Source organism: Nonomuraea maritima, from assembly GCF_900100395.1.
GTDB classification, from domain to species: Bacteria; Actinomycetota; Actinomycetes; order Streptosporangiales; family Streptosporangiaceae; genus Nonomuraea; species Nonomuraea maritima.
Genome location: NZ_FNFB01000010.1, coordinates 15,761 through 38,645 on the forward strand (window position 1 = coordinate 15,761; position 22,885 = coordinate 38,645).

Here is a 22,885-nt window from a genome sequence, read left to right on the forward strand (position 1 = left end):
ACCCGCGATCCCAGGGTTATTGCACCAACTAGTTCAGTGTCATATGCTGAACCACATGGTTCAGCAAGAGGTTCTTGACCGGACGTTCGCGGCTCTTGCGGATGGGACGCGGCGGCAGATTCTGGTTCGGCTCGGTCAGGGGCCCGCCTCGATCGGAGAGCTGGCCGAACCGTTCGGCATGACGCTCACCGGTATGAGGAAGCACATCCACGTCCTGGAGACCGCCGGGCTGGTCGTCACCGAGAAGGTCGGGCGGTCACGGCAATGCCGTCTCGGAACCGAGCGGCTGGAGGATGCCATGTCCTGGATCAGGTTCTACCAGCGACTCTGGGAGCGCCGGCTCGACGGCCTCGACGCCTACTTCACCCTTACCAAGGAGACCGACCGATGACCCAGAACACCGAGACCGCCGAGCTGCGGATGACCCGGGTCCTGCCCGCGAGCCCGGAGGAGGTCTTCGACGCCTACACCGACGCCGAGAAGCAGAAGATCTGGTTCAGCATCCTCGACGAGCAGCCGGGCGTCGTGGAGATCGAGGTCGACCTGCGCGTCGGAGGCCGGCAGACCGCGGTGTGGGGCCCGGATCGCGACACGCTCTTCCGTGAGACGCAGACGTTCCTGGTCATCGAGCGTCCGCATCGCCTGGTCACCGAGTCGGTCGGCAGCAGCCCGGACGGCATGACCATGACGACCACGGTCGAGGTCACGTTCGACAAGCACGAGGACGGAACGCTCGTCACGGTGGTGCAGAGCGGATTCCCGGCAGTCGAGATGCGTGACTTCTTCGCGCAGGAGGTGTGGGTGGGCGCGTTCGACCGGATCGAGGCGTACCTGCGCCGCGAAGCCCCCCGGCCCTGACCATGGGACGCGTTCCCCCCAGCGTCCGCACGATCGCCGTGACCGTGGCGGTCGCCGTGGTGCTCAACCTCGTCATCTACGGGCTCGGACGGGCCGGCGGCGGCGACTTCCGGTTCACCTCCGCGGGTCGGCCCGCGCAGGTCGACGCGGTCACCGTCGCCGGTTTCACCGCCGTGCCGTTACTGGTCGGCATGACCCTGGCGGCGGTGCTCGCCCGCGTGTGGCCGTGGGTCGTGTACGCGGGGCTGGTCGTCGCCCCGGTGATCGCGCTCGGCACCATCCTGGTCATGACGATCCCCGCCGACCTCGACGACGTCAGCACGATCACGCTGGCGCTGTGCCACGTCGCACTCGCGCCCGTGACCGTCTTCGGGCTCCTGGCACTGCGCCGACGAAGGCCACCAGAAGCCACTTAGCGGACGATCAGGTACGGTGCGTCGGCGACCTCGCGGCGCGGGCCGGCGGCCGTCACTGCTGGAGGAGATCGGCGAGGACGGCGGCCTCGCTGATCTCCGGTTGTTTGGTCGCGGTGAGCAGGGTCAGTGGTCCGCCCTGGGCGAGTTCACGCAGGTGGGCGAGTGCGGCCGCGCGCTCGGGGTCCGCGAGTTCGGTGCGGTAGCGGCGGCCGAACTCGGCGAAGCGTTCGGGGTCGTGGCGGTACCAGGTGCGCAGCTCGGTCGACGGGGCGACCTCTTTGCACCATTCGTCGAGCCCGGCCTTGGCCTTCGTCAGACCCCGTGGCCAGATCCGGTCGACCAGCACCCGGGTGCCGTCGTCGCGGTCGGGCTCCTCGTACACCCGCCGCACCTGGACGTTGCCCTTGCCAGCTGCCATGACGTGCCTCCTCGACGTCCGTTCCGTTCCGACGCTACGCCGGGGGACGTCAAGCCGAGTTCACGACGGGATCGCTCAGCGCAGCTCGCGCCGCCGCTTGCCGCCGCTGATCGCCTCCGCCGTGCCGATCAGGGCCACCGAGGCGATGACCGCCACGATGAAGCCGAGCACGTTGAGCTCGAAGATGTCGCCGGTGCCGAGCAGGGCGGCCACCGTGCCACCGATCACCGACCCCACCAGGCCGAGCAGCAGGGTCGCCAGCAGGCCGAGGTTCTGCTTGCCTGGCTTGATCAGCCGGGCGAGTGCGCCGATGATCAGGCCGGCGACGATGAATCCGATCATGAAATGCTCCTTGGACGGGGGGACGTTCCTTCATCGGTATGCCCGCAACTACCGGCGAAATCGCGTACACACCTTGATCGAGTGCGGCGCGCCTGTATGCCTTTGTACGCACTCGCCACCTTGTGTGGATTTGGACGTATTACGAGATCCCGCCCAACCCTAACGTCTGGGATGTCCGAAACACGCGTTACGAGGGGGGCTGGAATGAACATCGTCAAGCAGAGCAGCGGCAAGGGAATCTCGTGGCAGCGACTGGCGAGCCGCGGCGTGATGGGAGCGGTCGCCGCGGCGCTGGCCGTCGGAGCCATGTCGGCGCCCGCGGGCGCCTCCACCGCGTCCACGGCGTCCACGACGTCCACTGTCTCCCACCCCACCACGGCGGCGGTGTCCACGACCGCGGCGAGCCAGGCCAGGACGTCCTACTTCGCCTCCGTGCTCCTGGGCAGGAACGAGGTCCGCGAAAAGGGCAAGAAGGTGAACGACCGGGACGGGATCGCGGTCGCCAAGTTCCGCATCCAGGGCAACCGCCTGTTCTTCCTCGTCCAGTGGAAGAAGGTCGCGAGGCCCACCGCGCTCCACATCCACCGCGGCCGGGCGGGCGTGAACGGCCCCGTCGTCATCGACCTGCTGTCCAACGGCAGGACCCGCGGCAACACGACCGTCGGCTCGGTCGTCGTCAAGGACCTGAGCGTGCTCAACGGCATCAAGGCCAACCCGAGGACCTGGTACGCCAACCTGCACACCAAGCAGTTCGCCGACGGCGCCGTCCGCGGCCAGCTGGTCAAGGGCGGCCGCTGGTAGTCAGGTGAGCAGCACCTGGTCGAGGGCGTGGTCGCCGATCGCCGCCATGCGGGGGTTGTCGTCGGAGTGGACGGCCAGGGCCGTACCCATGACGACAGCCCAGCCGCGCGCCCGCTCCCAGGTCACCTCGTCGGCGTCCACGTGCGACCGGAAGACCTCGCGGGCGTGCTCGTCGAACACCAGCCACGCGGCGGCCAGATCGGTGGCAGGGTCGCCGCCGGTGAGGTCACCGAAGTCGAGCACCGCTGCCAGCCCCGTGCCGTCGGACAGGAAATTCGCCGGGTGCGGGTCGCCGTGGAGCCAGAGCGCGGGCCCCTGCCAGGGCGGCAGGGCCACCAGACTCTCCCACAGCGACAGCAGGCCGGCCGGCCGGGACGACATCTCCAGGCGCCGGCGTACCACCTGGTCACGGGCGGAGAGGGGGACGCCACGGACAGGGTTGCGCGGCGCGTCGGCCGGCGCGGGACGGTGGAGGCCGGTCATGAACCGGGCCAGCGGGACGGCGATGCCGGACCGCCCGGACGGCGGCACGTCGGCGACGGTACGGCCGTCGAACCAGGGCGCGATCGTCCACGGCCACGGATAGCCCTCGCCGGGCTCGCCCACCCTGACGGGGGTGGGCAGCGCGACCTCGACGTGCCGGGCCAGGACCGGCAGCCAGCGCTGCTCGTTGCGGATGAGGTCGACGGCCACCTCGCGGCGTGGCAGCCGTACGGACAGGTCTGTGCCGAGGCGGTAGATGACGTTGTCCCAGCCACTGGCCACGAGGGTGAGCGGTGCGGCGAGATCGGGGTGCTGCGCGCGGATCAAGCGGTCGACCAGGCGCGCGTCGATGTCGACCTCGGCCGCGGGGGTGTCCATCCCGACCATGGTAGGCGAGCCCGCGGGCGCCACAGCTCTCCCCCGGCGCCGCCCGGGCCCGGCTCGGCGACATCAGGAAAACAACGCGACAAATCGCTCCACTACTGATTACCTCATTACCTTGATCACACTGTCGAGGCGGGGAGAGCAACAGTGATCGTGGAGTACATTCGCTACCGCATCCCTGAGGACGGGTCAGAACAGTTCGAGGAGGCCTACCGCAGGGCGGCGGGCTCTTTGGCGCGGGCGCCGCAGTGCGTGAACTACGAGCTCAGCCGCTGCGTGGACGATCCCGCCTGCTACATCCTGCGGATCACCTGGACGTCGGCCAAGGAACACCTGGAGGGCTTCCGTAGCGGCGAACTGTTCCCCGCGTTCCTGGCGGAGATCCGGCCCTACGTCGAGATGATCGAGGAGATGCGCCACTACGAGCAGACCTCGGTGCGCGGCGACGGCGGCTCCGTCCCCAGCCTGTACGACTGGGCAGGCGGGACCGAGGCGTTCGAGCAGTTGACCGAGCGGTTCTACGAGCTGGTCAAGGCCGACGAACTGGTCGGGCCGCTGTTCGCGCACATGGATCCCGGCCACCCGCACTACGTGGCCATGTGGCTGGCGGAGGTCTTCGGCGGCCCGGCCCGCTACACCGGCGAGCGCGGCGGCTATCCGCACATGCTCCGCATGCATCTCGGCAGAGGGATCACCGAGGCGCAGCGTCGTCGCTGGGTGGCGCTGCTGGTCGATGCCGCCGACGAGGTGGGCCTGCCGGACGACCCCGAGTTCCGCGCCGCGTTCATGGGTTACATCGAGTGGGGAACCCGGCTGGCACTCGGCAACTCCCAGCCGGACGCGACACCTGTGCAGCAGGCGCCGGTGCCGCGGTGGGGCTGGGGCGTCGCCCCTCCGTACCAGGGCTGAGACGCTACCGCGACGACGGATCACCAAGCTGCTGTCATGACAACCATTCTGCGACCGCGCGACGGCGCCGCGAAGGTCGTGCCCATTGAGCTCTTCTTCGACCTCGTGTACGTGTTCGCCATCACCCAGCTCTCCCACCTGCTTCTGGAGCATCTCGGGGCGGCGGGAGCGGCGCGGACGCTGCTGCTGACGCTGGCGGTGTGGTGGGCCTGGATGTACGCCACCTGGACCACGAACTACCTGGACCCCGACCATCCCACCATGCGGCTGACGCTGGCGGCCATGATGCTGGCCGGGCTGTCGATGGCGGCCGCGCTGCCCGAGGCGTTCGGCCCGCGCGCCCTGTGGTTCGCCGCGTCGTACGTCGTTCTGCAGGTGGGGCGGTCGCTGGTGGTGGCGGTCGCGGCCCGTCGCGAGCCCATCGGGCACACCTTCCGGCTCATCCTGGCCTGGCAGGTGGTCAGCGCGGTGGTGTGGATCGCCGGAGCGCTCGCCGGCGGCACCGGCCAGGTGGTGCTGTGGGTGGCCGCGCTGCTGATGGAGTACGTCGCGCCCTGGCACGGCTACCGCATGCCGTTCCTGGGCCGCGCGACCACTGCCGAGTGGGCCATCGACGGCGCCCACATGGCCGAACGCTGCCAGCTCTTCGTGATGCTCGCGCTCGGGGAGTCCGTCCTGGTCACCGGGCTGACGTTGGCCGAGGGCGAGCATCTGTCCGCCGCGACGGTGGCCGCCTTCGGCGTGGCCTTCCTCACGAGCGTGGCGATGTGGTGGTTGTACTTCGACAACTCGGCGGAGGCCGCCGCCGAGCGGGTGGCCGCGGCGGACGACACGGGACGGCTCGGCCGCTCCGCCTACACCTACAGCCACATTCCGATCGTGGCCGGGGTCATCGTCGCAGCCGTGGGTGACGAACTGGCCATCGCGCACCCGCTGGGCCCCGTGAGTACGGGCACCGTACTCACCGTGCTGGGCGGTCCCGCGCTGTTCCTGGCCGGGCACGCGGTGTTCCAGCGGGTCGTGTTCGGCGGGCTGCCTGGGGGCAGGCTCGTCGCCGTCGCCGTGCTCGTCCTCACCGGGCTGCTCGTCCTCGCGGCGCCGTCGCTCGTCCCGCCCGTCGCCCTGGCCGTCCTCGCGGCCCTGGTCGTCGGCACCGTCGCACTCCGGGACACCCGCCCACGAACCGCCGTCCGATCAGCCTGAGCGTCCGCGACGCCTCACCAGAACACCCAGGGCGAGCTCGACGACAAGCAGCGCCAGAGCGATCGCCGCTGACACGGCGGTCATCTGCTCCTCCGACAGACCGCCGGCGCACTGGGTGATGTTGCCGCCCTCGTACAGCAGGCGGCAGTCGCGTCCCAGGACGGCGGCGACCGCGTACCAGTTGGCGATCAGAAGGGGGACGGCGAGCATGGCCCAGCCGGCTCCCCTGCCTTTCTCGGATGTGCCGCCCATCGCGAGCACCTAAGCACACCGTCGATGGGGATGGCCAGGGGGTCGCGATGGCCGGTGGATTGCGGCCAGTACATTACGGGGGTGGCAAATCTCCGGGAGCAGATCGTCGCCGAGCTGGGCGTCAAGCCGACCATCGTCCCCAAGATCGAGATCCGCGAGCGGATCGACTTTCTCAAGGACTACCTGCGTTCGACCGGCGGGAAGGGCTTCGTGCTCGGCATCAGCGGCGGCCAGGACAGCACGCTGACCGGGCGGCTGTGCCAGCTCGCCGGTGAGGAGCTGCGCGCCGAGGGCTACGACGCCACCTTCCTCGCGGTACGGCTCCCGTACGGCGAGCAGGCCGACGAGGAGGACGCGCAGATCGCGCTGAAGTTCATCCAGCCCGACCGTTCGATCACCGTGGACGTCAAGCCCGGCGCGGACGCCACCGCCACCCAGACGGCGCTCGGCCTGCGCGAGGTGCTGGGCGACGAGGACCGCCTGCGTGACTTCGTGCGCGGCAACATCAAGGCCCGCGAGCGCATGGTGGTGCAGTTCGCCATCGCCGGGCAGCTGAACATGCTGGTGGTGGGCACCGACCACGCGGCCGAGGCCGTGACGGGCTTCTTCACCAAGTACGGCGACGGCGGCGTCGACCTCACCCCGCTGACCGGGCTGACGAAGCGCCAGGGCGCCGCCCTGCTGGCCGAGCTCGGCGCGCCGCCGAGCGTCTGGCAGAAGGTGCCCACCGCCGACCTCGAGGACGACCGCCCCGCGCTGCCCGACGAGGTGGCGCTCGGCGTGACGTACGCGCAGATCGACGACTACCTGGAGGGCGCCGACGTCCCTCCGGAGGTGACGGCGAAGGTGGAGAGGCTCTACCTCGCCACCCGCCACAAGCGCACCGTCCCCGTCACCCCCCTCGACACCTGGTGGCGTCCCTGACCCCCGTGACATCCGGCCCGCCTCATCGGCGGGCCTTTTCCATGTTGTGACGTGTTCGCCAGATGGAGTGAACGTGCTGGTCACGTGCGTCTGCTGCACTTAGGGCGTGGATAACGTTCCGCGAACGTTCGATGTGAGGGCTGAGGGCAGACCTACCGCTTCGTGGCCCGAGTGGGCAGAATCCACCGAGCACGAAAGTGAACATACGGTAAACGAAAGTAGGACTGCACGACGATGGAAGCTCGCGCTATCCGGAGGCGGGGACCGACAGGCGAGCACCGCTTATCGTTGCTCTACCTGGCCCCCTCACTGCTCATCTTCGCGATCTTCGTCTTCTATCCCCTCGGCAGGACGTTCTACCTGTCGACGATGGGGACCGACATCATCGGCCGGGCCAACAAGTTCGTCGGCCTGGACAACTTCGCGGACATGTTCGCCGACCCGGGCTTCTTCAAGGCACTCGGCACGACCGCGCTCTTCGTCCTCTTCACGGTGATTCCGTCGATCTTCGGCGCTCTCGTGGTCGTCCTGCTGCTGGAGTCGCGGATCAGCGGGCAGCGGATGTTCCGTACGGTGTTCGCGCTGCCGTTCGCCTTCTCGGTCGCGACCGCGTCGGTCATCTTCGCTCTCATCTACAACCCGGCCGTGGGCATGGCCAACGGCATCCTCAGCTACGTCGGCGTCGAGCGGATCGGCTGGCTCACCGAGCCCGACCTGGCACTCATCTCCGTCTCGATCACCACGGTCTGGATGACGCTCGGCTACAACGTCCTCGTGCTGTCCGCCGGAGTCGGCGCGATCCCCACCGAAGTGGTGGAGGCGGCCAGGCTCGACGGCGCGACCGGGTGGCGGCTGCACCGGCGGATCACCATCCCCATGCTGTCGCCGCAGCTCTTCTTCCTCATCGTGATCTCCACGATCCACTCGCTGCAGAGTTTCGGACAGATCCACATCCTCACCAAGGGCGGCCCCGACGGGGCCACGTCGACGCTGGTCTACTGGATCTACGAGAAGGCCTTCAGCTACGGGTCGTCCGACTTCGGCACCGCGAGCGCCGCGGCGATCGTGCTCCTGGTGGTCGTGCTGGTGTGCACGGGCGTCCAGTTCGGCGTGCTGGAAAGGAAGGTCCACTACCGATGAGCAGCACCAAGTCCTCGGTGGCGAGCAAGGCCGTCGTCTACCTGGTGCTCGTCGTGTGCGCGCTCCCGGTGGTCTTCCCGCTCTACTACGCGTTCGTCGGCGGCATCATGACGCCCAGCGACCTCGCCAGCTACCCGCCGAAGCTGTTCCCGACGGCGATCGACCTCGGCAACTATGCCTCGGCGCTCGACACGATCCCGCTGGGCAGGCAGTACCTCAACTCCGCGATCCAGACCGGCATCGTCACCATCTGCCAGCTCGTGACGAGCGTCCTCGCCGCGTACGCGTTCGCGTTCCTGCGGATGTGGGCGAAGACGGCGATGTTCGCGATCTTCATGGTGACGCTCATGGTGCCGTGGGAAGCGATCATCCTGCCCAACTACCTGCTGATCTCCGACCTCGGGCTGACCAAGGGTCCGCTCACGTACCTCGGGCTCACGCTGCCCTTCCTCGCCCACGCCTTCGGCACGTTCCTGCTGCGGCAGTCGTTCCTGCAGTTCCCGCTGGAGGTGCGCGACGCCTCCGTCATGGACGGCTGCGGGCACCTGCGGTTCCTGTGGCGGATCCTCCTCCCCCTGTCCAAGCCGGCCATCGCCGCCGTCGGCGTCTACGTGTTCATGACCACGTGGAACCAGTACTTCTGGCCGCTGATCCTCGGCAACGACGACCAGTACAAGACCCTGCAGATCGGGGTGTCCATGCTGAACGACGCCGAGTCGTCCAGCCCCACGCTGATCCTCGCCGGAGTCACCCTCGCGCTGCTCCCCACCCTCGCGCTCGTGATCTTCGGGCAGCGCTTCATCATCCGAGGGCTCACCGCAGGCGCGGTGAAGTGATCGTGCACAAGAAACGGAGCTTCTGATGACACTCCCCCGATCCCGTACGCGCGGTGGGCTGGCCGTCGTGGCCGCGCTGTCGCTCGCCCTGACGGGCTGCGGCGCCGACGGCGGCTCGGAGGGCGGCGACGCCGCCACGGCTCCGGGCCCAGAAGCGATCACCGAGCCGATCGAGATCGAGTTCTGGCACTCCATGAAGGAGAAGAACGAACTCGCCATCAAGGCCATGGTCGAGGACTTCAAGAAGGCCAACGACAAGATCACCGTGAAGCCGGTCTTCAAGGGTGACTACGACCAGATGGTGGTCGCGTACAAGCAGGCCATCCAGCAGGAGGCCACGCCGCCGCTGGTGCAGATCTACGACATCGGCTCGCGGTTCATGTACGACGCCCAGCAGGTCGTCCCGATGTACAAGTTCATCGAGAAGGACAAGTTCGACCAGAACGCGAACATCGAGCCCAACATCGCCAGCTACTACACGATCGGCGGCAAGCTCTGGTCGATGCCGTTCAACTCCTCGGCGCCGCTGCTCTACATGAACGCGGACGCCGTACGGAAGGCCGGGCTCGACCCCGACAAGCCGCCGGCGACGCTCGACGAGATCGGCGAGTGGGCCAAGAAGCTGACCGTCAAGGACGGCAGCACGGTCACGCAGTACGGCTTCAACGCCGCCCTCTACGGCTGGTTCGTCGAACAGCTGACCGCCCAGGACAACGCCGAGTACTGCGACAACGGCAACGGCCGCAGCGGGCTGGCCACCAAGGTGAACTTCGGCACCGGCGCCGGGCCCAAGTTCGCCCAGTGGCTGGGCGACCTGGTGAAGGAGGGGTACGCCACCAACACCGGCCGGCCCACCGACCAGGCGCAGAACGCGTTCAAGACCGGGACCGTCGCGCTGCACCTGGAGTCGACGTCCGCGCTCGGCGGCTACACCGAGGCCGCGAAGGGCAAGTTCGAGCTGCGCACCGCGCCGTTCCCCAAGCCGTCCGCGACCTCCACCGGAGGCACGATCATCGGTGGCGCGTCCCTGTGGATCAACGCCGCGGGGCACTCGGACGCCGAGAAGCGGGCCGCCTGGGAGTTCGTGAAGTTCGCGAACTCGGCTGAGCAGCAGTCCAAGTGGCACGCGGCGACCGGTTACGTGCCGGTCAACCCGCAGGCCACCTCGAACGACAACCCCAACTTCCAGGTCGCGGTGACGCAGCTGCGCGCCCAGCAGCCGTCGCCGGCCACGTCCGGCTGCCTGCTCGGCGTCATGCCGGAGGCCAGGAAGGCGGCTGAGGTCGGTCTGGAGCAGGCGGTGCCCGCGGGCGCCGGCCAGGAGGCCAAGACGTCGGCCGACCAGGCGATGCAGAACGCGGCCGCGAGCCTGCAGTCGTCCATCGACAAGTACAACGCCAACGTGAAGTAACCACGAGCGTCACGCAACCTCGGGGTGCCCCGCCGCTCAGCGCGGGGCACCAGAAGCACCTCGGTTCCTGCCCCGCCGCTCAGGGCAGGGCCCCCGAAGCGCCTCGTGTTTCTGCCCCGCCGCTCACGGCGGGGCATCCAGAAGCCTCGGGTCATGCGCGGCCGCTCAGGGCCGCGCGCCCGGGGCGCGCGCCGCCTGGTTCGCGTACGCGCGCAGGTCGCGCGCGGCCGTCTCCAGGTCGGCGGCGGCCGTGACGCAGGCGGCGAGGTGGGCGGTCACCGAGGACCGCAACCACGGCGGCGCCACCCCTTCCGCCTCCAGCCCGGCCTCGACCGCGCGCAGCCGGTCGGCGCACGCCGCGAGCGCGCGGGCGTCCGCGCTCAGCACCTCGGCGTGGGCGATCAGTGCGGCGACGTCGACAGGCACGACTTCCTCCCTCGGACGGATCTTCAACACGGCGACGCCCCGAGGCATCAGGCGGGCGGGACGGGGACGGCCGCGTCGCGGAGCGACTGCCGGGCGGTGGACGTGAGGCACAGCAGCGGGCGGGCGCCGTCGAGCCCGAGGTCGCGCAGCCGCTCGGCCAGCGGGTGGGACGAGTGCGGCTCGACGGCAAGGCGCAGGACCGGCGCGGGGTGCAGCCGGGCACGCCCGCGGGCCCGTACCGACGAACGCAGAGTGGTGTCGCCCTCGCGGGCGTAACCGACGAAGCCCGGGTCACTCAAGGGCACCGCGGCCCCGAGCCGGCCGCGCAACGAGAACACCTGATCAGCGGCGAGCCGAACGGACCGAGGGCTGACCCGCAACTCCAGCCCCGTCAGGTACGTCTCCCCACCCCACAACGTCGCCGCGAGACTTTGCACACCCGCGGCATCGACCGCCGAGCCGACCAGAAAGCTCCCCGAGCACCGCACATCCACCCGCCGCACCAGATCGGCCACCCCCAGAAGGTCCGTCCGACGCAGCGGGCGGGCGAGCCCGGCCAGGTCGTGGGGTGGGCCGGGGACGAGGATGCCGAGGTGGAGTTCGTGGTGGTCGGCCGTGCTGGTGTCGCGGTTCCTGGCGGCGTGCACGGCGACCAGGACACGACCGCCCACCCGAACGGCAGGGCCGGTGACGTCCAGCAGGTCGCGCACCGCCTCAGGGCGTACGGCGAAGTAGGCCGTGAGGGCGGCGCCGTCGCGGGTCCTGATCGGCAGGTCGACGGGGCCGTCAGGACCGGGCGCGACGCGGGTGGGCACGGTCAGGAAGGGGAAGTCGGGCCGCCATGGCGGGCGGTCGAACAGCAGGTACGCCTGCGACCGCACCACCGCCCCCCGGTACGGCGTCAGCCGCGCGTCGATGTGCTCGCGCTCCCCGGGCAGGTCGTGGGCGAGGTTGGCGCGGTAGCGGTCGATGCTGTGGCAGATCGGGAACAGGTGGGTGGGGTCGGCGTAGTCGACGACGTACCAGTCGGGGTGCAGGTCGAAGCAGTTGCCGGCGCCCTGGCCGTCGAGGGTGGGGACGATGTCGTGCTGGTTGGTGACGCTGGCCACCCAGGTGCGCGGGTCGGCGGGCTGTTTGAAGTCGACGGGCGAGCCGACGGCGACGACGTGGGTGACGGTGTGGCGGGCGCAGAACTCGGCGTCCTGCGCCAGGTTCATGATCGCGGCACCGCCGGCGCTGTGCCCGACGAGCGCCAGCTCGGCGCCATGGGGCACACCGTAGTCGGCGACCGCCTTGGCCAGCGCCCGGCTGTAGGGGCTGCTGTTGAGGACGGCGCTGCTGAACGCGCCGAACAGGTCTTGTGGTGAGTCGCCGTCGGGGTGTCCGACGCGCATGCCCGGCGCCTGGAGGACGTGGCGGATCACCCCGTCGGGCCCTTCGACGCTCTGGATGAGGACACGCCCGCCGGTGCCGAGCGCGCTGATGTTGCCGAGGAAGCCGAGCAGCGACCCGCGCGCGCACAGTCGCGCCGACTCGGCCGCGGGCAGCTCGGTCGGCCGCGCCGCGCCCTCGCCGACGTCGAGCACAGCGATGATCTTGTTGCTCACGCCGGTGATCGGGTCGGCGCTGGCGTACCCCTTCCCGGTCGCGATGAGCCAGGCGGTGGTGTCGTTGAGTGGGTTCTCGTCGAGCAGCGCGCGCAGGGCGAGCACCTCGCCGAGCACCGGTGCGAGCCGGCTCAGCGCGCGTACCGCGCCGCGGTCCTTGACCAGGGCGCGCAGCGCGCGCAGGGCCTCGAGGTCGCGGTCGGCGGCGGCCGCGTCGACCAGCCGGGTGACCATCGGGTCGCCGGCCAGCTCGGGGTGACCGGACACGACCGCGGAGATGCGGAGCCGCAGCGAGGTGGCCAGCACGCGTACGGCGAGGCTCTCCGCCCCCAGCACGGCGCCGGCCTTGGCGGCGAGGGTGGCCGCCCGGCCGCCGGTGAGGGCGTACCCGAGACCCGCGCCGGAGGTGGTGGCCCGCAGCAGCGCGCGGTAGGCGAGGCGAGCCGCCGAGGCCGCGCGCGGCAGGGCGCGCAGCAGCGCGCCGTCGGTGAGCGCGGCCGTGGCGTGGCCCGAGGCGTCCTGGATCGTGGTGGCGATGTCGACGAGTTCGCGGGCGGCGGCGCGCAGCGACTCGGCCGCCGGGTCGCCCTTGCCGGTCATGTCGGGGTCCACGACATGCTGACGTGGCGGGGCTCCTGGTCTTCCGGGGTGTTGCGGCGCAGGACGTCGGACAGCGTCCGCGTGGCCGCGATGACGCGGATGCCCTGCGGGGAGAACGTGTCGGCGTTGAAGATCCGCGGGGCCAGCAGCGGGTTGGTGAGCGCCTGGGAGAAGGCGTCGATCGCGATGATCTTCGTGAGCAGCGGCGGCAGGATCGCGTCGGGCCCGCTGGGCTCCTCGGCGAACAGCCCGACGTACAGGTCGAGGTCGTCGACGTGGCGGTAGAGCCCGCGCAGCGCGTCGGTGACCCGCCGGTCGCCGGAGATCTGCTCGAACTCGCGTACGCGGGGGAAGCGGCAGTGCTCGCGGTAGCTGTTGTACGGGGCCAGGTCGAGCGCCCGCGAGTTGGCGATGCTGATCGCGTCGATCTCGCGCAGGCCGGCGTCGGTGTTGAACAGGCTGATGCGCCCGGCCCGCTGGCGGGAGGCCTCCTCGAAGAGCCGCCCGAGGCCGGGGCCCTGGATCAGCGACCCGGCGAACAGGGTCTGCGCCATGGGCAGGTCGCGCCCGCCGACCGCCAGGTGCGACGGGATCAGGCTGTGCCAGCGGTAGACGAGGTTGAACTCGACCGACGCCCAGTTCTCGCGGTGCCACGGCGCGCGGGCCAGCAGGGCCGACAGCCGCGGGTCGAGGGTGAACCGGAAGTGGTAGGGGGTGATGTGGTTGATGTACTCCTCGACGACCAGCTTGATCAGCAGCACGATGAGGATGTTGCGGGTGGTCTGGAACAGTCGCTCGTCGTCCCAGCGCGGGTGGTGCCTGGCCAGCAGCCGGGCCACCCTGTTGTGCTCGCGCAGGAACAGCACGTTGAGCATCGTGAAGCCGATCTGGATGTTGCCGCGGTCGCTGCCGGTGGCGAACAGCGTGTCGCGCTGGGCGTCGCTCTGCTCGTCGAAGCGGATGGTGCTCAGCGCGGCGAACTCCGGTTTGATCTTGCCGTTCTCGCACAGGAACGGCGGGAACTCCCCGCCGTTCATGGTCTGGCTCTTGAGCAGCCCGCCGTCGAAGGTGCGCAGCGCGTCGGTGGCCGCCGCGTCGAGGCCGTACAGCTGGTTGAGGTCGATGTGGTGGTTGGAGCTGCTGCGGCGCGGGTCGGGCGGCTCGTTGACGTCGCCACGCAGGAAACCGTCGGTGAACCACTGGGCGAAGTACGCGAACAGCACCGTGGAGCGCGGGCAGGGGATCATCGACTCGCCCCGGGTGAACAGGGTGGCCGCGCTCTCGGGGCTGGGCCGGCGGTCGTCGCCGACGGGCATCGGCGGCAGGTGCCGTCCGTTGTAGGTGCGGTCGGTCAGGGACGCCCACGACGTGTAGTCGGCCATGGTGCTGAGCGGCTCGGGGCGCGGCGGCATCTCGCGGACCGCGCTGTCGATCAGCCAGGCGTTGACCCGGCGCCGGATCGGCCGGCTGCGCTGCACGGCCTGCCAGAACGGCCGGCCGTTGGTCAGCGCCAGGAACCTGAGCCGGTTGACGAGGCCGTCGGTGGCGACGGTGCGCGCCCGGTCCGCCGCCATCAGGCGTCCTGTCCTGCGCCGAGGCCGAGGACGAACCGGTCGGGGAAGATCCCGAGGCTCCGCTCGACCATGCTCTCCGACTCGGGGAGCAGCCGCACGCCGCGCAGCAGCAGGCGGCGTACGGTCTCGCAGATCACGACGGCGGCGACGTGGACGCCGAGGCAGGAGTGGTGGCCCGCGCCGAAGAACAGCCGGTGGTGCCGGGGCCGGTCGAGGCGGAACTCCTCGGGGTCGGGCACCACCTCGCCGTCGAACATGGCCGAGGCCGGGGCCGCGAGGACGAACGTGCCCGCGGGGATGACGGTGCTGCGCGGCGTGCCCGCCGCGAGGACGTGGTCGCGCTCGCACACGCGGGGGATGAGCTTGAAGAACGGGCTGAACCGCAGCGCCTCCCAGACGTAGGCGTCGAAGCGTTCCTGGTCGCCTGCGGCGGCCACCGCCTCGGCGAACACCTCGGGGCGCAGCAGCAGCTGCTCGACCGCCTCGACCATGGCTCCCGGCGCGCTCTCCACGAAGCCGAGCGGCAGCCCCGCCATGTTGACGACGACGCGGTCGTCGGTGACGGGCAGCCCGCCGGACTGCGACGCGCGGGCCAGGCGGGTGAAGACGTCGTCGGGCAGCTCGCGTCCGGCCTGCAGCGCCGTACGGACCTCGGCGAGGCGGCCGCGCAGGTAGGCGACGAACTCCGTGCCCGCGCTCACGGACGCCGCCTGGATCTCGGGGTCGGCGTGGAAGTTGGCGAAGCCGTCGGCGACGACGGCCCGCGTCCAGCGCCCCAGGGTCTTCTGGTCGGGGCCGGGGATGCCGAAGTAGTCGGCGCACACGCCGAGGGCCACGGGACGGAACAGCCCGCCCACCGTCTCGAGGCTCCCGGCGGACGCGGCGGCGTCGAGCAGCTCGTCGGCGCGGCGGCCGACCAGCTCGCGTACGGCGGACGCGTCGTGGGGGTCGAGCATGACCTGCATCAGGCCCTTCTCCCGCCAGTTCATCGGGGTGGCGTCGCGCCCCAGCATGAACGGCGCGCCCAAAGCGGCGTCGAGTCTCGGCCCGAAGGAGCGGACAGAGAAGACCTCCTCGTGGGTGAGCACCTCGATGACGTCGGCGTGCCGGGTCACGACCGTGAACGCGGGGGTGACGAAGATCGGCTGCCGCTCGCGCAGCTCGGCGAACAGGCTCCGCCAGTCGGTGCGCATCCACTCGCGGACCAGCCCGAACGCGTACATCGGATCGCGGGCCAGCGCCTCGGCGTACCTCTTCAGATGGCCGCCCGCGGTCGCCTGGTCGACAGCACCCATTCGTAGCCCTTCCGCCGGTGTCGGAGCGCACAACGGTGATCACGTTGTGTCATCAATCTAGGGACGTGTCGCTGCTTTCTTCATCACTACAGAACGCATTGTTTTGCTTCCCTTGAGTAACCGATCCGTCACTGTCAGGACATTGCCGCACGCCATGGCCCTGGCCGTTGAATGGGGGCCCGATCCGCCGAGGCGAGGGAGCGTCATGGAACGTACGGTGCTGGCCGCGATCGGGGAGCGTCCCGACGCCGACACGGCGCTCGCCGAGCAGGTGCGCCGGGTGGGCGCCGCCATGGGGCGGCTCGGCGTCACGCTGCGCTGGACGTACCGGACGCGCGACGCGCTCGCCGTGATCGGCTCGGACGCCTCGCTGGCCGGCATGCTGGCCGACTGGGACGCGCCGGGCGCCGACGAGGTGCTGACCGCCGTCACCCGGCGCTTCCGCGGCCTGCCGGTCTTCCTCATGACCGCCGAGCAGGAGCTCCCCCTGTGGGTGTACGAGGTCATCCAGGGCTACGTGTTCCCGCTGGAGGACACCCCCGACTTCATCGCCGGCCGGATCGCGCACGCCGCCGAGGAGTACACCGTACGCATCCTGCCGCCGTTCTTCCGCGCCCTGCGCGACCTCCAGGACCACCACCAGTACTCCTGGCACACCCCGGCGCACGCGGGCGGCGTCGCGTTCCTGAAGTCGCCGGTCGGGCGGGCGTTCTTCGACTTCTACGGTGAGCGCCTGCTGCGTACCGACCTGTCCATCTCGGTGCCCGAGCTGGGCTCGCCGCTCGACCACACCGGGCCGGTCGGCGAGGCCGAACGCAACGCCGCCCGCGTCTTCGGCGCCGACCGCACGTTCTTCGTGATGAACGGCAACGCCACCGCCAACCGCGTCGTCGGCCACCACGCCGTCGCCCGCGACGAGACGGCGCTGGTCGACCGCAACTGCCACAAGTCGCTGCAGCACGCGCTGACGATCAGCGGCGCGCGGCCGGTCTACCTGGTTCCGGAACGCAACGGCCTGGGCCTTGCCGGCCCCATCCCGCCCGACGCCCTGCAGGCCGACACGGTACGCGCCCGGCTGGGCGACCACCCGCTCGCCGTGACCGACCCGGTCTACGCCGTCGTCACCAACTCCACCTACGACGGGGTCTGCTACGACGCCGTGCGGGTCGCCGAGTTGCTCGGCGAGAGCGTCCCGCGCGTGCACTTCGACGAGGCGTGGTTCGCCTACGCCCGCTTCCACCCGCTGTACGAGCGCCGCTACGGCATGGCGGTGGACGAGCGGACGCTGCCGGGGCCCAGCCGCCCCACGGTGTTCGCCACCCAGTCCACGCACAAGCTGCTGGCCGCCCTGTCGCAGTCGGCGATGCTGCACGTCAGGTCGTCCGAGCGCGCGCCGGTCGACTACGAGCGGCTGAACGACACCTACCTCATGCACTGCTCCACCTCGCCGCTCTACCCGATGATCGCCTCACTCGACGTGGCGGCCGGGATGATGGACGGGCCTTCGGGGCCGTACCTGACGGGTGAGGCGGTGATGGAGGCGGTCCGGTTCCGCCAGGCCATGGTGCGGCTGGCGGCGCGCATCCGTGAGGACGGCAGGCGGCCCGAGTGGTACTTCGGCGTCTGGCAGCCCACCCACGTCACCGATCCGGCCACCGGCGGGCCGGTGCCGTTCGCCGACGCCGACCCGGTCAGGCTGAGCACCGATCCCTCGTGCTGGACGCTGGAGCCGGGCGCCGCCTGGCACGGCTTCAAGGGGCTCACCGACGGCTACTGCCTGCTCGACCCGGTCAAGGTGACGATCACCTGCCCCGGCGCCGACGCCACCGAAGGGACGCTCGACCGGGGCATCCCCGCGCGGGTCGTCGCCGCCTACCTGCGGCGTCGCGGCATCGTCGTGGAGAAGTCCGGCGACCACACGCTGCTGGTGCTGTTCTCCATGGGCATCACGAAGGGCAAGTGGGGCACGTTGATCGACGCGCTCACCGACTTCAAGCGCGCCTACGACGACGACCTGCCGCTGGCCGAGGTGCTGCCGGGGTTCGGTCCGCCGGGCGGCACGCTGCGCCGGTTCTGCGCGGACGCCCACGAGCGGCTGCGCGCTCTCGGGTTGGGCGAGCTGCTCAACGAGATCTTCACGACGCTGCCCGAGCCCGTCCGCACCCCGGCCGACAGCTACCAGGCCCTGATCCGCTCGCGCACTGAGCGCGTGCCGCTCACCGAGCTGGCGGGGCGGGTCTCGGCCGCCACCGTGGTGGTCACGCCGCCCGGCATCCCCATGCTGATGCCGGGCGAGGCGGTCGGTCCCGCCGACGGTCCGCTGATCACCTATCTGCGCGCGCTGGAGGAGTTCGACCTCGCCTTCCCCGACCTGGCCACCGACATCCACGGCGCCCACCGCGACGCCGGCGGCCGCTACCACATCGAGGTCGAACGCTGACCGTCACCGAAGCCGGGCCTGCACCGGGAACTGCACCGTCGCGTCCGCCGTACCGCCCAGCGACACGGGGCCCGGCGAGGTCACGCCGTTGACGGTGGTGCAGCCCTGCTGGGTGGCGGCCTCGCCGCCGCCCTGGGCCGGCGACCGGCGCGGGTGGCCTCCTCGGCGGCGCGCACGAAGGTGCAGCCGGTCGCGACCAGCTACCGCAAGACATCGACGTCAGCTGTGGACGGGGTCGGCGGTGTCGTCCTCGACGAGGAAGCCGCCGGACTGGTGGGCCCACAGGCGGGCGTACGGACCCTGGGCCTCCAGCAGCTCGGTGTGGGTGCCCTGCTCGACGATGCGCCCCCGGTTGAGCACGACGAGGTGGTCCATGCGGACGACCGTGCTGAGCCGGTGGGCGACCACCATTGCGGTGCGGTCTTTCATGAGCTGCCACAGGGCTTCCTGGACGAGCAGCTCGCTCTCGGAGTCGAGGGCGCTGGTCGCCTCGTCGAGCAGCAGGATCGGGGCGTCGCGCAGGATCGCGCGGGCGAGCGCGAGACGCTGCCGCTGGCCGCCCGAGAGCTTGATGCCGCGTTCGCCGACCAGGGTCTCGAAGCCCATCGGCAGGTTCTCGGCGAACTCGGTGACGTGCGCTGCCCGCGCCGCCGCGAGGATCTCCTCCTCCGTCGCGCCCGGCCGGGCGAAGGCGATGTTGTCGCGCAACGACCGGTGGAACATGGCGGGTTCCTGCGGCACGTACGAGATCAGGCTGCGCAGGTCGGCCTGGCGCAGCTGCGTGATGTCCTGGCCGCCGATCATGATGCGCCCGCCGTCGATGTCCATGAGCCGCAGCAGCAGCCGGGTGAGGCTGCTCTTGCCGCCGCCCGACTGGCCCACCAGCCCGACCTTGGCGCCGCTCGGGATGTCGAGGTCGAGGCCGTCGAACAGGGGCGGGCCGTCGGAGTAGGAGAAACGCACCGTCTCGAAGCGGACGCTCGCGTCGGCCGGACGCAGCGGCTGCGGGTCGGGCGGATCGGTGACGGTGGGCCGCACCAGCAGCAACTCGGTGAACTGGGCGGCCTCGGTGAGGACGCCCTCCATGCGCCGGTAGATCTGGTTGAACTCGAACATGATGCTCGTCGTGTTCGTGTAGTACGTGAACGTCACCACGATGGCCTCCACGCCGAGCCCGCCGCGCAGCGCCACGGCGAGCATCAACCCGACCGCGCTGGTGATGATCGACATCGGCGCGACGAGGGTGTCGACGCGCAGGTTGCCGTAGTCCCACGAACGCAGCATCAGCTTGCTCTGCTCGGCGATCCTGGCGCGGTGCTCGGCGGCCTCGCGGTCTTCGGCCGCGAACGCGCGTACGGCCTCCATGTTGGACAGCACGTCGGCGACGTGGCCCGACACGCGCACCTTGGCGGCCTCGCGCCGGTCGACCAGCCGCTGACGGCGGCGGATGAGCGGGGCGACGATGAAGCAGGTGACGAGGATGAGGCCGACGAGGACGACGACCAGCAGGGGGTGGTACTGCCACAGCACCACCGAGGCGAACGCGAGCGGCACCAGCTTGGCGATGATCGAGAACGCGAGCATGTCGGCGAAGTCCTCGAACCTGGAGGAGAAGCCCAGCACCCGCTTGGTCAGCGACCCGGCGAAGTTGTCGTGGAAGAACGCGGCGTCCTTGGCCAGCAGCTCGTCCATGCCGAGCACGCCGAGCCGTTCGATGCCCCGTACGTCCGTGCGGTTGAGGAAGTGCAGGCCGATCCGCCACAACACCTCGCCCACCAGCAGCAGCCCGCCGAAGCCGAGCACGTAGGGCAGGAGAGCGCCCGCCGAGACCTCCGCGCCGCCGCCTCCCGCGATCCGGCCGACCAGGCCGGCGACCATGAGCGGCGCGAGGTAGAACAGGCAGATGTTGCCCAGCGCGGGCATCGTCAGCGCCGGCACCGCCACCCGCCACTCACGCCTGAGCTGGCCGCAGTAGTAACGCAGCGCGAGCAGGAGCGCAGACTTGCGCACCGGCGCGACCTCACCTGATTCGAGCACCACCATGCCGCCCCTCCCCCGAACGTCCGGCACCGACCGTGGCCATGGTGCCGCAGAGAGTGGCGGCGGAGCCAACGATTTTCCGCCGGCCCCGGCAAGCGCGTTCCCCCGGATTTGCCGAATCCGTCACGGCCCGCCGCGCGGAACCGTAAGTTTGTGTCTTCCCGATTTCATCACTGTCCGTCATCGAAGCATTACTCCGGGGAGGCGACCCATGACGGCGGAACCCACGTCCCCGCAGCAGCCGATCCGCATCCTGTTCGTCGGGGGCCACGGCAGGTCGGGCAGCACGCTCGTGTCGCGGGCGCTGGGCGCGGCGGGCAAGGCGTCCTGCGTGGGCGAGTTGCGCTACCTGTGGAAGCAAGGCGTCGCGAAGAACCAGCTGTGCGGGTGCAACCGCAGGTTCGCGCGCTGCGCGTTCTGGCAGGACGTCGGCGACGCGGCCTTCGGCGGCTGGCGCAACGTCGACGCCATCGAGATGGCCGGGCTGCACCAGTCGGTCATGCGGATCAGGCATCTCGCCCACCACCTGCTGCCCGGCAGCACGGGCGCGTTCGGCCGGCGGGTCCGGCTGTACGCCGAGACCATGGCGAAGGTCTACCGCGGCATCGCCGAGGTGAGCGGGAGCCCGATGATCGTCGACTCCTCCAAGTTCCCCACCTCGGCCCTGCTGCTGCGCCGGATGCCCGGCATCGACCTGCGCATCGTCCAGCTCGTGCGCGGGCCGCACGGCGTCGTCCACTCGTGGTCGCGCACGGTGCAGCGGGCCGACAAGGGCGGGCGGCTGATGGCCACGCACTCGCCGACGCGGGCGGCCGCCGAGTGGCTGGTCTTCAACGCCGCGATCGAGTCGTTCCGCCTGACCCGCACCCCGTGGACGCTCCTGCGGTACGAGGACTTCGTGGCCCGGCCGCACAGCGAACTGTCCCGGGTGCTGGAGTTCGCCGGGTCGCCGTCGCCCGACACCGGGTTCCTGGGCGACGGCACGATCGACCTGCCCGTCGACCACAGCGTGGCGGGCAACCCGATGCGCATCCGCACGGGCGTGGTCCCGCTCAGGGCCGACGAGGAGTGGCGGACGGCGATGCGGCGCGCCCGCCGCCGCATGGTGACCGTCTTCACCGCTCCTGGCATGCTCCGGTACGGCTACCCGCTCCGCTGAGCAGGGGCGATCCCGCAAGGGGACGGGACCCGGCCCCCGCTCAGCCGGAGGTCAACGAGGAATGAACCCGCGGTAGACGACACGCCGCCGCACGAGCACCGGCCACTGGCGGTCGCGGATGCCGTTCAGCACGATGGCGACCACCACGCCGGTGAGCACACTGCCGACGAGAACGCTCATGACCAGCATGAATGCGACGTCCATGACGATCACTCCATTTGGTTGAAAGTTAAACTGTCTCGCCACAACACGCCCCTGCCCCGTCCTATTCCGAACCCGTACTTCGACACTTTCGCTGGTCTGTGCGCATTTGTACGTGTTGGCGGGCTTGTGTTCCCGGCAGTCTTCTCGGTGTCAGCTTCCGGCCGTACCCGACGGCCTCCGCCAGCAACACCCTTGAAGAGGTTCCCCATGAACAAGCGCGCCCTCGCCCTCCCCGGTGCCCTCATCGCCGCCGGCCTCGTCGCCGGTGCTCTCGCCCCCGCCGCCCAGGCCGACTCCTCGCCGTACGCGGCCCCGGTCTACTTCGCCGCCAAGCTGGTCGGCAAGAACGAGGTCCCGGTCAAGGGCGGCCCGAAGGTCGGCGACAAGGACGGCTCGGCGTTCGCGGTCTTCGTCATCGACCGCGACAAGGTCTCGTACGCCATCCGCTGGAACAAGACCGACACGCCCTCGATGTTCCACATCCACCAGGGCAAGGCCGGCAAGAACGGCGACGTCAAGATCGGCTTCTTCATGGACGGCCTGCCCAAGGGCACCACCGCCGTCTCCGGCACCGTCAAGGTCACCGACAAGGCCCTGCTGGCCGGCATCAGGAACAACCCGCAGAACTGGTACGCCAACCTGCACACCGGCGAGTTCCCCGGCGGCGCGGTGCGCGCGCAGCTCTACCGCATCAAGCCGGTCAACCTCGCGTCGCTGCTCGCGATCGGCAACGGCAGCCGCTTCCACGTGAAGGCCGACGGCAAGCAGGAGATCCCGGCCCCGGGTCAGAAGGTCGGCGACAAGAACGGCTTCGCCGAGTGGCTGTTCGACATCAAGGGCAGCAAGATCGAGTACGCGACGCTGTTCAGCGGCATCTCCGCGCCCACCATGGCCCACATCCACAGCGGCCCCAAGGGCAAGAACGGCCCGGTGGCCGTGCAGCTGTTCGCCGACATGAACGGCCTGCCCGCGGGCGTGAACGGCCTGGCCGGCGTCGCCTCCATCAAGAAGGACACCGCCAAGGGCATCTCCCGCAACGCGAAGAACTGGTACGCCAACCTGCACACCGGCGAGTTCCCCGGCGGCGCGGTGCGCGGCCAGCTCTGGTCCGCCAAGGGCGCCTGGTAAGCCCTGGTGAGCCGGAAGGGCCGCCGTCCCCAGGG

General features: G+C 70.3%; 23 protein-coding genes. 13 read left to right on the plus strand and 10 right to left on the minus strand.

Annotated elements, in window-relative coordinates; translation table 11 throughout:
* Positions 1-55: 55 nt before the first annotated feature.
* The 3 genes from BLR04_RS18010 to BLR04_RS18020 are packed head-to-tail and all read left to right on the plus strand — an operon-like array spanning position 56 to position 1,274.
* Positions 56-391, plus strand: a complete 336-nt coding sequence (locus BLR04_RS18010) for an ArsR/SmtB family transcription factor (RefSeq protein ID WP_090766669.1) — start codon at positions 56-58, stop codon at positions 389-391.
* Complete coding sequence (locus BLR04_RS18015) at positions 388-858, plus strand: SRPBCC family protein (RefSeq protein ID WP_090766197.1); 471 nt, start codon at positions 388-390, stop codon at positions 856-858. The genes BLR04_RS18010 and BLR04_RS18015 overlap by 4 nt, the downstream gene beginning before the upstream one ends.
* Before the next feature lie 2 nt (positions 859-860).
* Entirely contained in the window at positions 861-1,274 is a 414-nt protein-coding gene (locus tag BLR04_RS18020) for a DUF6069 family protein (RefSeq protein WP_090766200.1), read from the plus strand.
* A gap of 52 nt (positions 1,275-1,326) precedes the next feature.
* On the opposite strand, the gene BLR04_RS18025 is transcribed toward BLR04_RS18020, so the two are convergent.
* Positions 1,327-1,692 carry a DUF488 domain-containing protein gene (locus BLR04_RS18025; protein WP_090766204.1) on the minus strand — a complete coding sequence of 122 codons (366 nt, stop codon included), beginning with the start codon at positions 1,690-1,692 and terminating at the stop codon, positions 1,327-1,329.
* Between the two features lie 75 nt (positions 1,693-1,767).
* Entirely contained in the window at positions 1,768-2,034 is a 267-nt protein-coding gene (locus BLR04_RS18030) for a GlsB/YeaQ/YmgE family stress response membrane protein (protein ID WP_090766207.1), read from the minus strand.
* Positions 2,035-2,238: 204 nt separating this feature from the next.
* On the opposite strand from BLR04_RS18030, the gene BLR04_RS18035 reads away from it, so the two are divergent.
* Entirely contained in the window at positions 2,239-2,835 is a 597-nt protein-coding gene (locus BLR04_RS18035) for a CHRD domain-containing protein (protein WP_176903148.1), read from the plus strand.
* Here BLR04_RS18035 and BLR04_RS18040 read toward each other — a convergent pair whose 3' ends face one another.
* A complete protein-coding gene (locus BLR04_RS18040) occupies positions 2,836-3,696 on the minus strand; it encodes an aminoglycoside phosphotransferase family protein (protein WP_090766673.1) in 861 nt (286 codons plus the stop codon).
* 153 nt (positions 3,697-3,849) lie between these two features.
* On the opposite strand from BLR04_RS18040, the gene BLR04_RS18045 reads away from it, so the two are divergent.
* Positions 3,850-4,611, plus strand: a complete 762-nt coding sequence (locus BLR04_RS18045) for a group II truncated hemoglobin (protein ID WP_090766214.1) — start codon at positions 3,850-3,852, stop codon at positions 4,609-4,611.
* A gap of 36 nt (positions 4,612-4,647) precedes the next feature.
* Positions 4,648-5,814, plus strand: a complete 1,167-nt coding sequence (locus BLR04_RS18050; RefSeq protein WP_090766217.1) for a low temperature requirement protein A — start codon at positions 4,648-4,650, stop codon at positions 5,812-5,814.
* Here BLR04_RS18050 and BLR04_RS18055 read toward each other — a convergent pair.
* Positions 5,806-6,066: a hypothetical protein gene (locus BLR04_RS18055; protein WP_143022088.1), complete on the minus strand. Its 261-nt coding sequence runs from the start codon at positions 6,064-6,066 to the stop codon at positions 5,806-5,808. The genes BLR04_RS18050 and BLR04_RS18055 overlap by 9 nt on opposite strands.
* 30 nt (positions 6,067-6,096) lie before the next feature.
* Here BLR04_RS18055 and nadE point away from each other — a divergent pair, with 30 nt between their 5' ends.
* The 4 genes from nadE (at position 6,097) to BLR04_RS18075 (ending at position 10,377) form a co-directional block, all read left to right on the plus strand.
* Complete coding sequence (gene nadE / locus BLR04_RS18060) at positions 6,097-6,990, plus strand: ammonia-dependent NAD(+) synthetase (RefSeq protein WP_176903149.1); 894 nt, start codon at positions 6,097-6,099, stop codon at positions 6,988-6,990.
* Positions 6,991-7,278: 288 nt separating this feature from the next.
* Positions 7,279-8,130 carry a carbohydrate ABC transporter permease gene (locus BLR04_RS18065; RefSeq protein WP_245740318.1) on the plus strand — a complete coding sequence of 284 codons (852 nt, stop codon included), beginning with the start codon at positions 7,279-7,281 and terminating at the stop codon, positions 8,128-8,130.
* The gene (locus BLR04_RS18070; protein ID WP_090766229.1) at positions 8,127-8,966 is read left to right on the plus strand and encodes a carbohydrate ABC transporter permease; all 840 of its coding nucleotides are present in this window, start codon (positions 8,127-8,129) and stop codon (positions 8,964-8,966) included. Before BLR04_RS18065 ends, BLR04_RS18070 begins: the two co-directional genes overlap by 4 nt.
* A 25-nt stretch (positions 8,967-8,991) precedes the next feature.
* Entirely contained in the window at positions 8,992-10,377 is a 1,386-nt protein-coding gene (locus tag BLR04_RS18075; protein WP_090766233.1) for an ABC transporter substrate-binding protein, read from the plus strand.
* A 165-nt stretch (positions 10,378-10,542) separates the two neighbouring features.
* Here BLR04_RS18075 and BLR04_RS18080 read toward each other — a convergent pair whose 3' ends face one another.
* From BLR04_RS18080 to BLR04_RS18095, 4 genes are read right to left on the minus strand one after another with little or no spacing between them, the layout of a single operon-like run.
* Positions 10,543-10,803 carry a hypothetical protein gene (locus tag BLR04_RS18080; RefSeq protein ID WP_090766237.1) on the minus strand — a complete coding sequence of 87 codons (261 nt, stop codon included), beginning with the start codon at positions 10,801-10,803 and terminating at the stop codon, positions 10,543-10,545.
* Between the two features lie 47 nt (positions 10,804-10,850).
* The gene (locus tag BLR04_RS18085) at positions 10,851-13,010 is read right to left on the minus strand and encodes a thioesterase domain-containing protein (protein ID WP_090766678.1); all 2,160 of its coding nucleotides are present in this window, start codon (positions 13,008-13,010) and stop codon (positions 10,851-10,853) included.
* Positions 13,007-14,584: a peroxidase family protein gene (locus BLR04_RS18090; RefSeq protein WP_090766240.1), complete on the minus strand. Its 1,578-nt coding sequence runs from the start codon at positions 14,582-14,584 to the stop codon at positions 13,007-13,009. Before BLR04_RS18090 ends, BLR04_RS18085 begins: the two co-directional genes overlap by 4 nt.
* Positions 14,584-15,879: a cytochrome P450 gene (locus BLR04_RS18095; protein WP_090766244.1), complete on the minus strand. Its 1,296-nt coding sequence runs from the start codon at positions 15,877-15,879 to the stop codon at positions 14,584-14,586. Before BLR04_RS18095 ends, BLR04_RS18090 begins: the two co-directional genes overlap by 1 nt.
* A 205-nt stretch (positions 15,880-16,084) precedes the next feature.
* On the opposite strand from BLR04_RS18095, the gene BLR04_RS18100 reads away from it, so the two are divergent.
* Entirely contained in the window at positions 16,085-18,319 is a 2,235-nt protein-coding gene (locus BLR04_RS18100; RefSeq protein WP_090766247.1) for an Orn/Lys/Arg family decarboxylase, read from the plus strand.
* A 219-nt stretch (positions 18,320-18,538) separates the two neighbouring features.
* Here the strand turns inward: BLR04_RS18100 and BLR04_RS18105 are convergent, their stop codons facing one another.
* Positions 18,539-20,362, minus strand: coding sequence for an ABC transporter ATP-binding protein (locus BLR04_RS18105; protein WP_090766250.1), 1,824 nt, complete (start codon positions 20,360-20,362; stop codon positions 18,539-18,541).
* Between the two features lie 208 nt (positions 20,363-20,570).
* Between BLR04_RS18105 and BLR04_RS18110 the strand changes: the two genes are divergently transcribed.
* Positions 20,571-21,518, plus strand: a complete 948-nt coding sequence (locus BLR04_RS18110; RefSeq protein WP_176903150.1) for a sulfotransferase — start codon at positions 20,571-20,573, stop codon at positions 21,516-21,518.
* Positions 21,519-21,569: 51 nt separating this feature from the next.
* Here BLR04_RS18110 and BLR04_RS40700 read toward each other — a convergent pair whose 3' ends face one another.
* Complete coding sequence (locus BLR04_RS40700) at positions 21,570-21,722, minus strand: hypothetical protein (RefSeq protein WP_176903151.1); 153 nt, start codon at positions 21,720-21,722, stop codon at positions 21,570-21,572.
* Between the two features lie 207 nt (positions 21,723-21,929).
* Here BLR04_RS40700 and BLR04_RS18115 point away from each other — a divergent pair, with 207 nt between their 5' ends.
* Positions 21,930-22,850 carry a CHRD domain-containing protein gene (locus BLR04_RS18115; RefSeq protein ID WP_090766255.1) on the plus strand — a complete coding sequence of 307 codons (921 nt, stop codon included), beginning with the start codon at positions 21,930-21,932 and terminating at the stop codon, positions 22,848-22,850.
* The last annotated feature ends 35 nt before the right edge of the window (positions 22,851-22,885 follow it).

Coding starts and splice junctions, on each gene's coding strand:
- BLR04_RS18010 (WP_090766669.1), top strand. CDS start 56: ATGGTTCAGCAAGAGGTTCTTGACCGGACGTTCGCGGCTCTTGCGGAT.
- BLR04_RS18015 (WP_090766197.1), top strand. CDS start 388: ATGACCCAGAACACCGAGACCGCCGAGCTGCGGATGACCCGGGTCCTG.
- BLR04_RS18020 (WP_090766200.1), top strand. CDS start 861: ATGGGACGCGTTCCCCCCAGCGTCCGCACGATCGCCGTGACCGTGGCG.
- BLR04_RS18025 (WP_090766204.1), bottom strand. CDS start 1,692: ATGGCAGCTGGCAAGGGCAACGTCCAGGTGCGGCGGGTGTACGAGGAG.
- BLR04_RS18030 (WP_090766207.1), bottom strand. CDS start 2,034: ATGATCGGATTCATCGTCGCCGGCCTGATCATCGGCGCACTCGCCCGG.
- BLR04_RS18035 (WP_176903148.1), top strand. CDS start 2,239: ATGAACATCGTCAAGCAGAGCAGCGGCAAGGGAATCTCGTGGCAGCGA.
- BLR04_RS18040 (WP_090766673.1), bottom strand. CDS start 3,696: ATGGACACCCCCGCGGCCGAGGTCGACATCGACGCGCGCCTGGTCGAC.
- BLR04_RS18050 (WP_090766217.1), top strand. CDS start 4,648: ATGACAACCATTCTGCGACCGCGCGACGGCGCCGCGAAGGTCGTGCCC.
- BLR04_RS18055 (WP_143022088.1), bottom strand. CDS start 6,066: ATGGGCGGCACATCCGAGAAAGGCAGGGGAGCCGGCTGGGCCATGCTC.
- nadE (WP_176903149.1), top strand. CDS start 6,097: ATGGCCAGGGGGTCGCGATGGCCGGTGGATTGCGGCCAGTACATTACG.
- BLR04_RS18070 (WP_090766229.1), top strand. CDS start 8,127: ATGAGCAGCACCAAGTCCTCGGTGGCGAGCAAGGCCGTCGTCTACCTG.
- BLR04_RS18075 (WP_090766233.1), top strand. CDS start 8,992: ATGACACTCCCCCGATCCCGTACGCGCGGTGGGCTGGCCGTCGTGGCC.
- BLR04_RS18085 (WP_090766678.1), bottom strand. CDS start 13,010: ATGACCGGCAAGGGCGACCCGGCGGCCGAGTCGCTGCGCGCCGCCGCC.
- BLR04_RS18090 (WP_090766240.1), bottom strand. CDS start 14,584: ATGGCGGCGGACCGGGCGCGCACCGTCGCCACCGACGGCCTCGTCAAC.
- BLR04_RS18095 (WP_090766244.1), bottom strand. CDS start 15,879: ATGGGTGCTGTCGACCAGGCGACCGCGGGCGGCCATCTGAAGAGGTAC.
- BLR04_RS18100 (WP_090766247.1), top strand. CDS start 16,085: ATGGAACGTACGGTGCTGGCCGCGATCGGGGAGCGTCCCGACGCCGAC.
- BLR04_RS18105 (WP_090766250.1), bottom strand. CDS start 20,362: ATGGTGGTGCTCGAATCAGGTGAGGTCGCGCCGGTGCGCAAGTCTGCG.
- BLR04_RS18110 (WP_176903150.1), top strand. CDS start 20,571: ATGACGGCGGAACCCACGTCCCCGCAGCAGCCGATCCGCATCCTGTTC.
- BLR04_RS40700 (WP_176903151.1), bottom strand. CDS start 21,722: ATGGACGTCGCATTCATGCTGGTCATGAGCGTTCTCGTCGGCAGTGTG.
- BLR04_RS18115 (WP_090766255.1), top strand. CDS start 21,930: ATGAACAAGCGCGCCCTCGCCCTCCCCGGTGCCCTCATCGCCGCCGGC.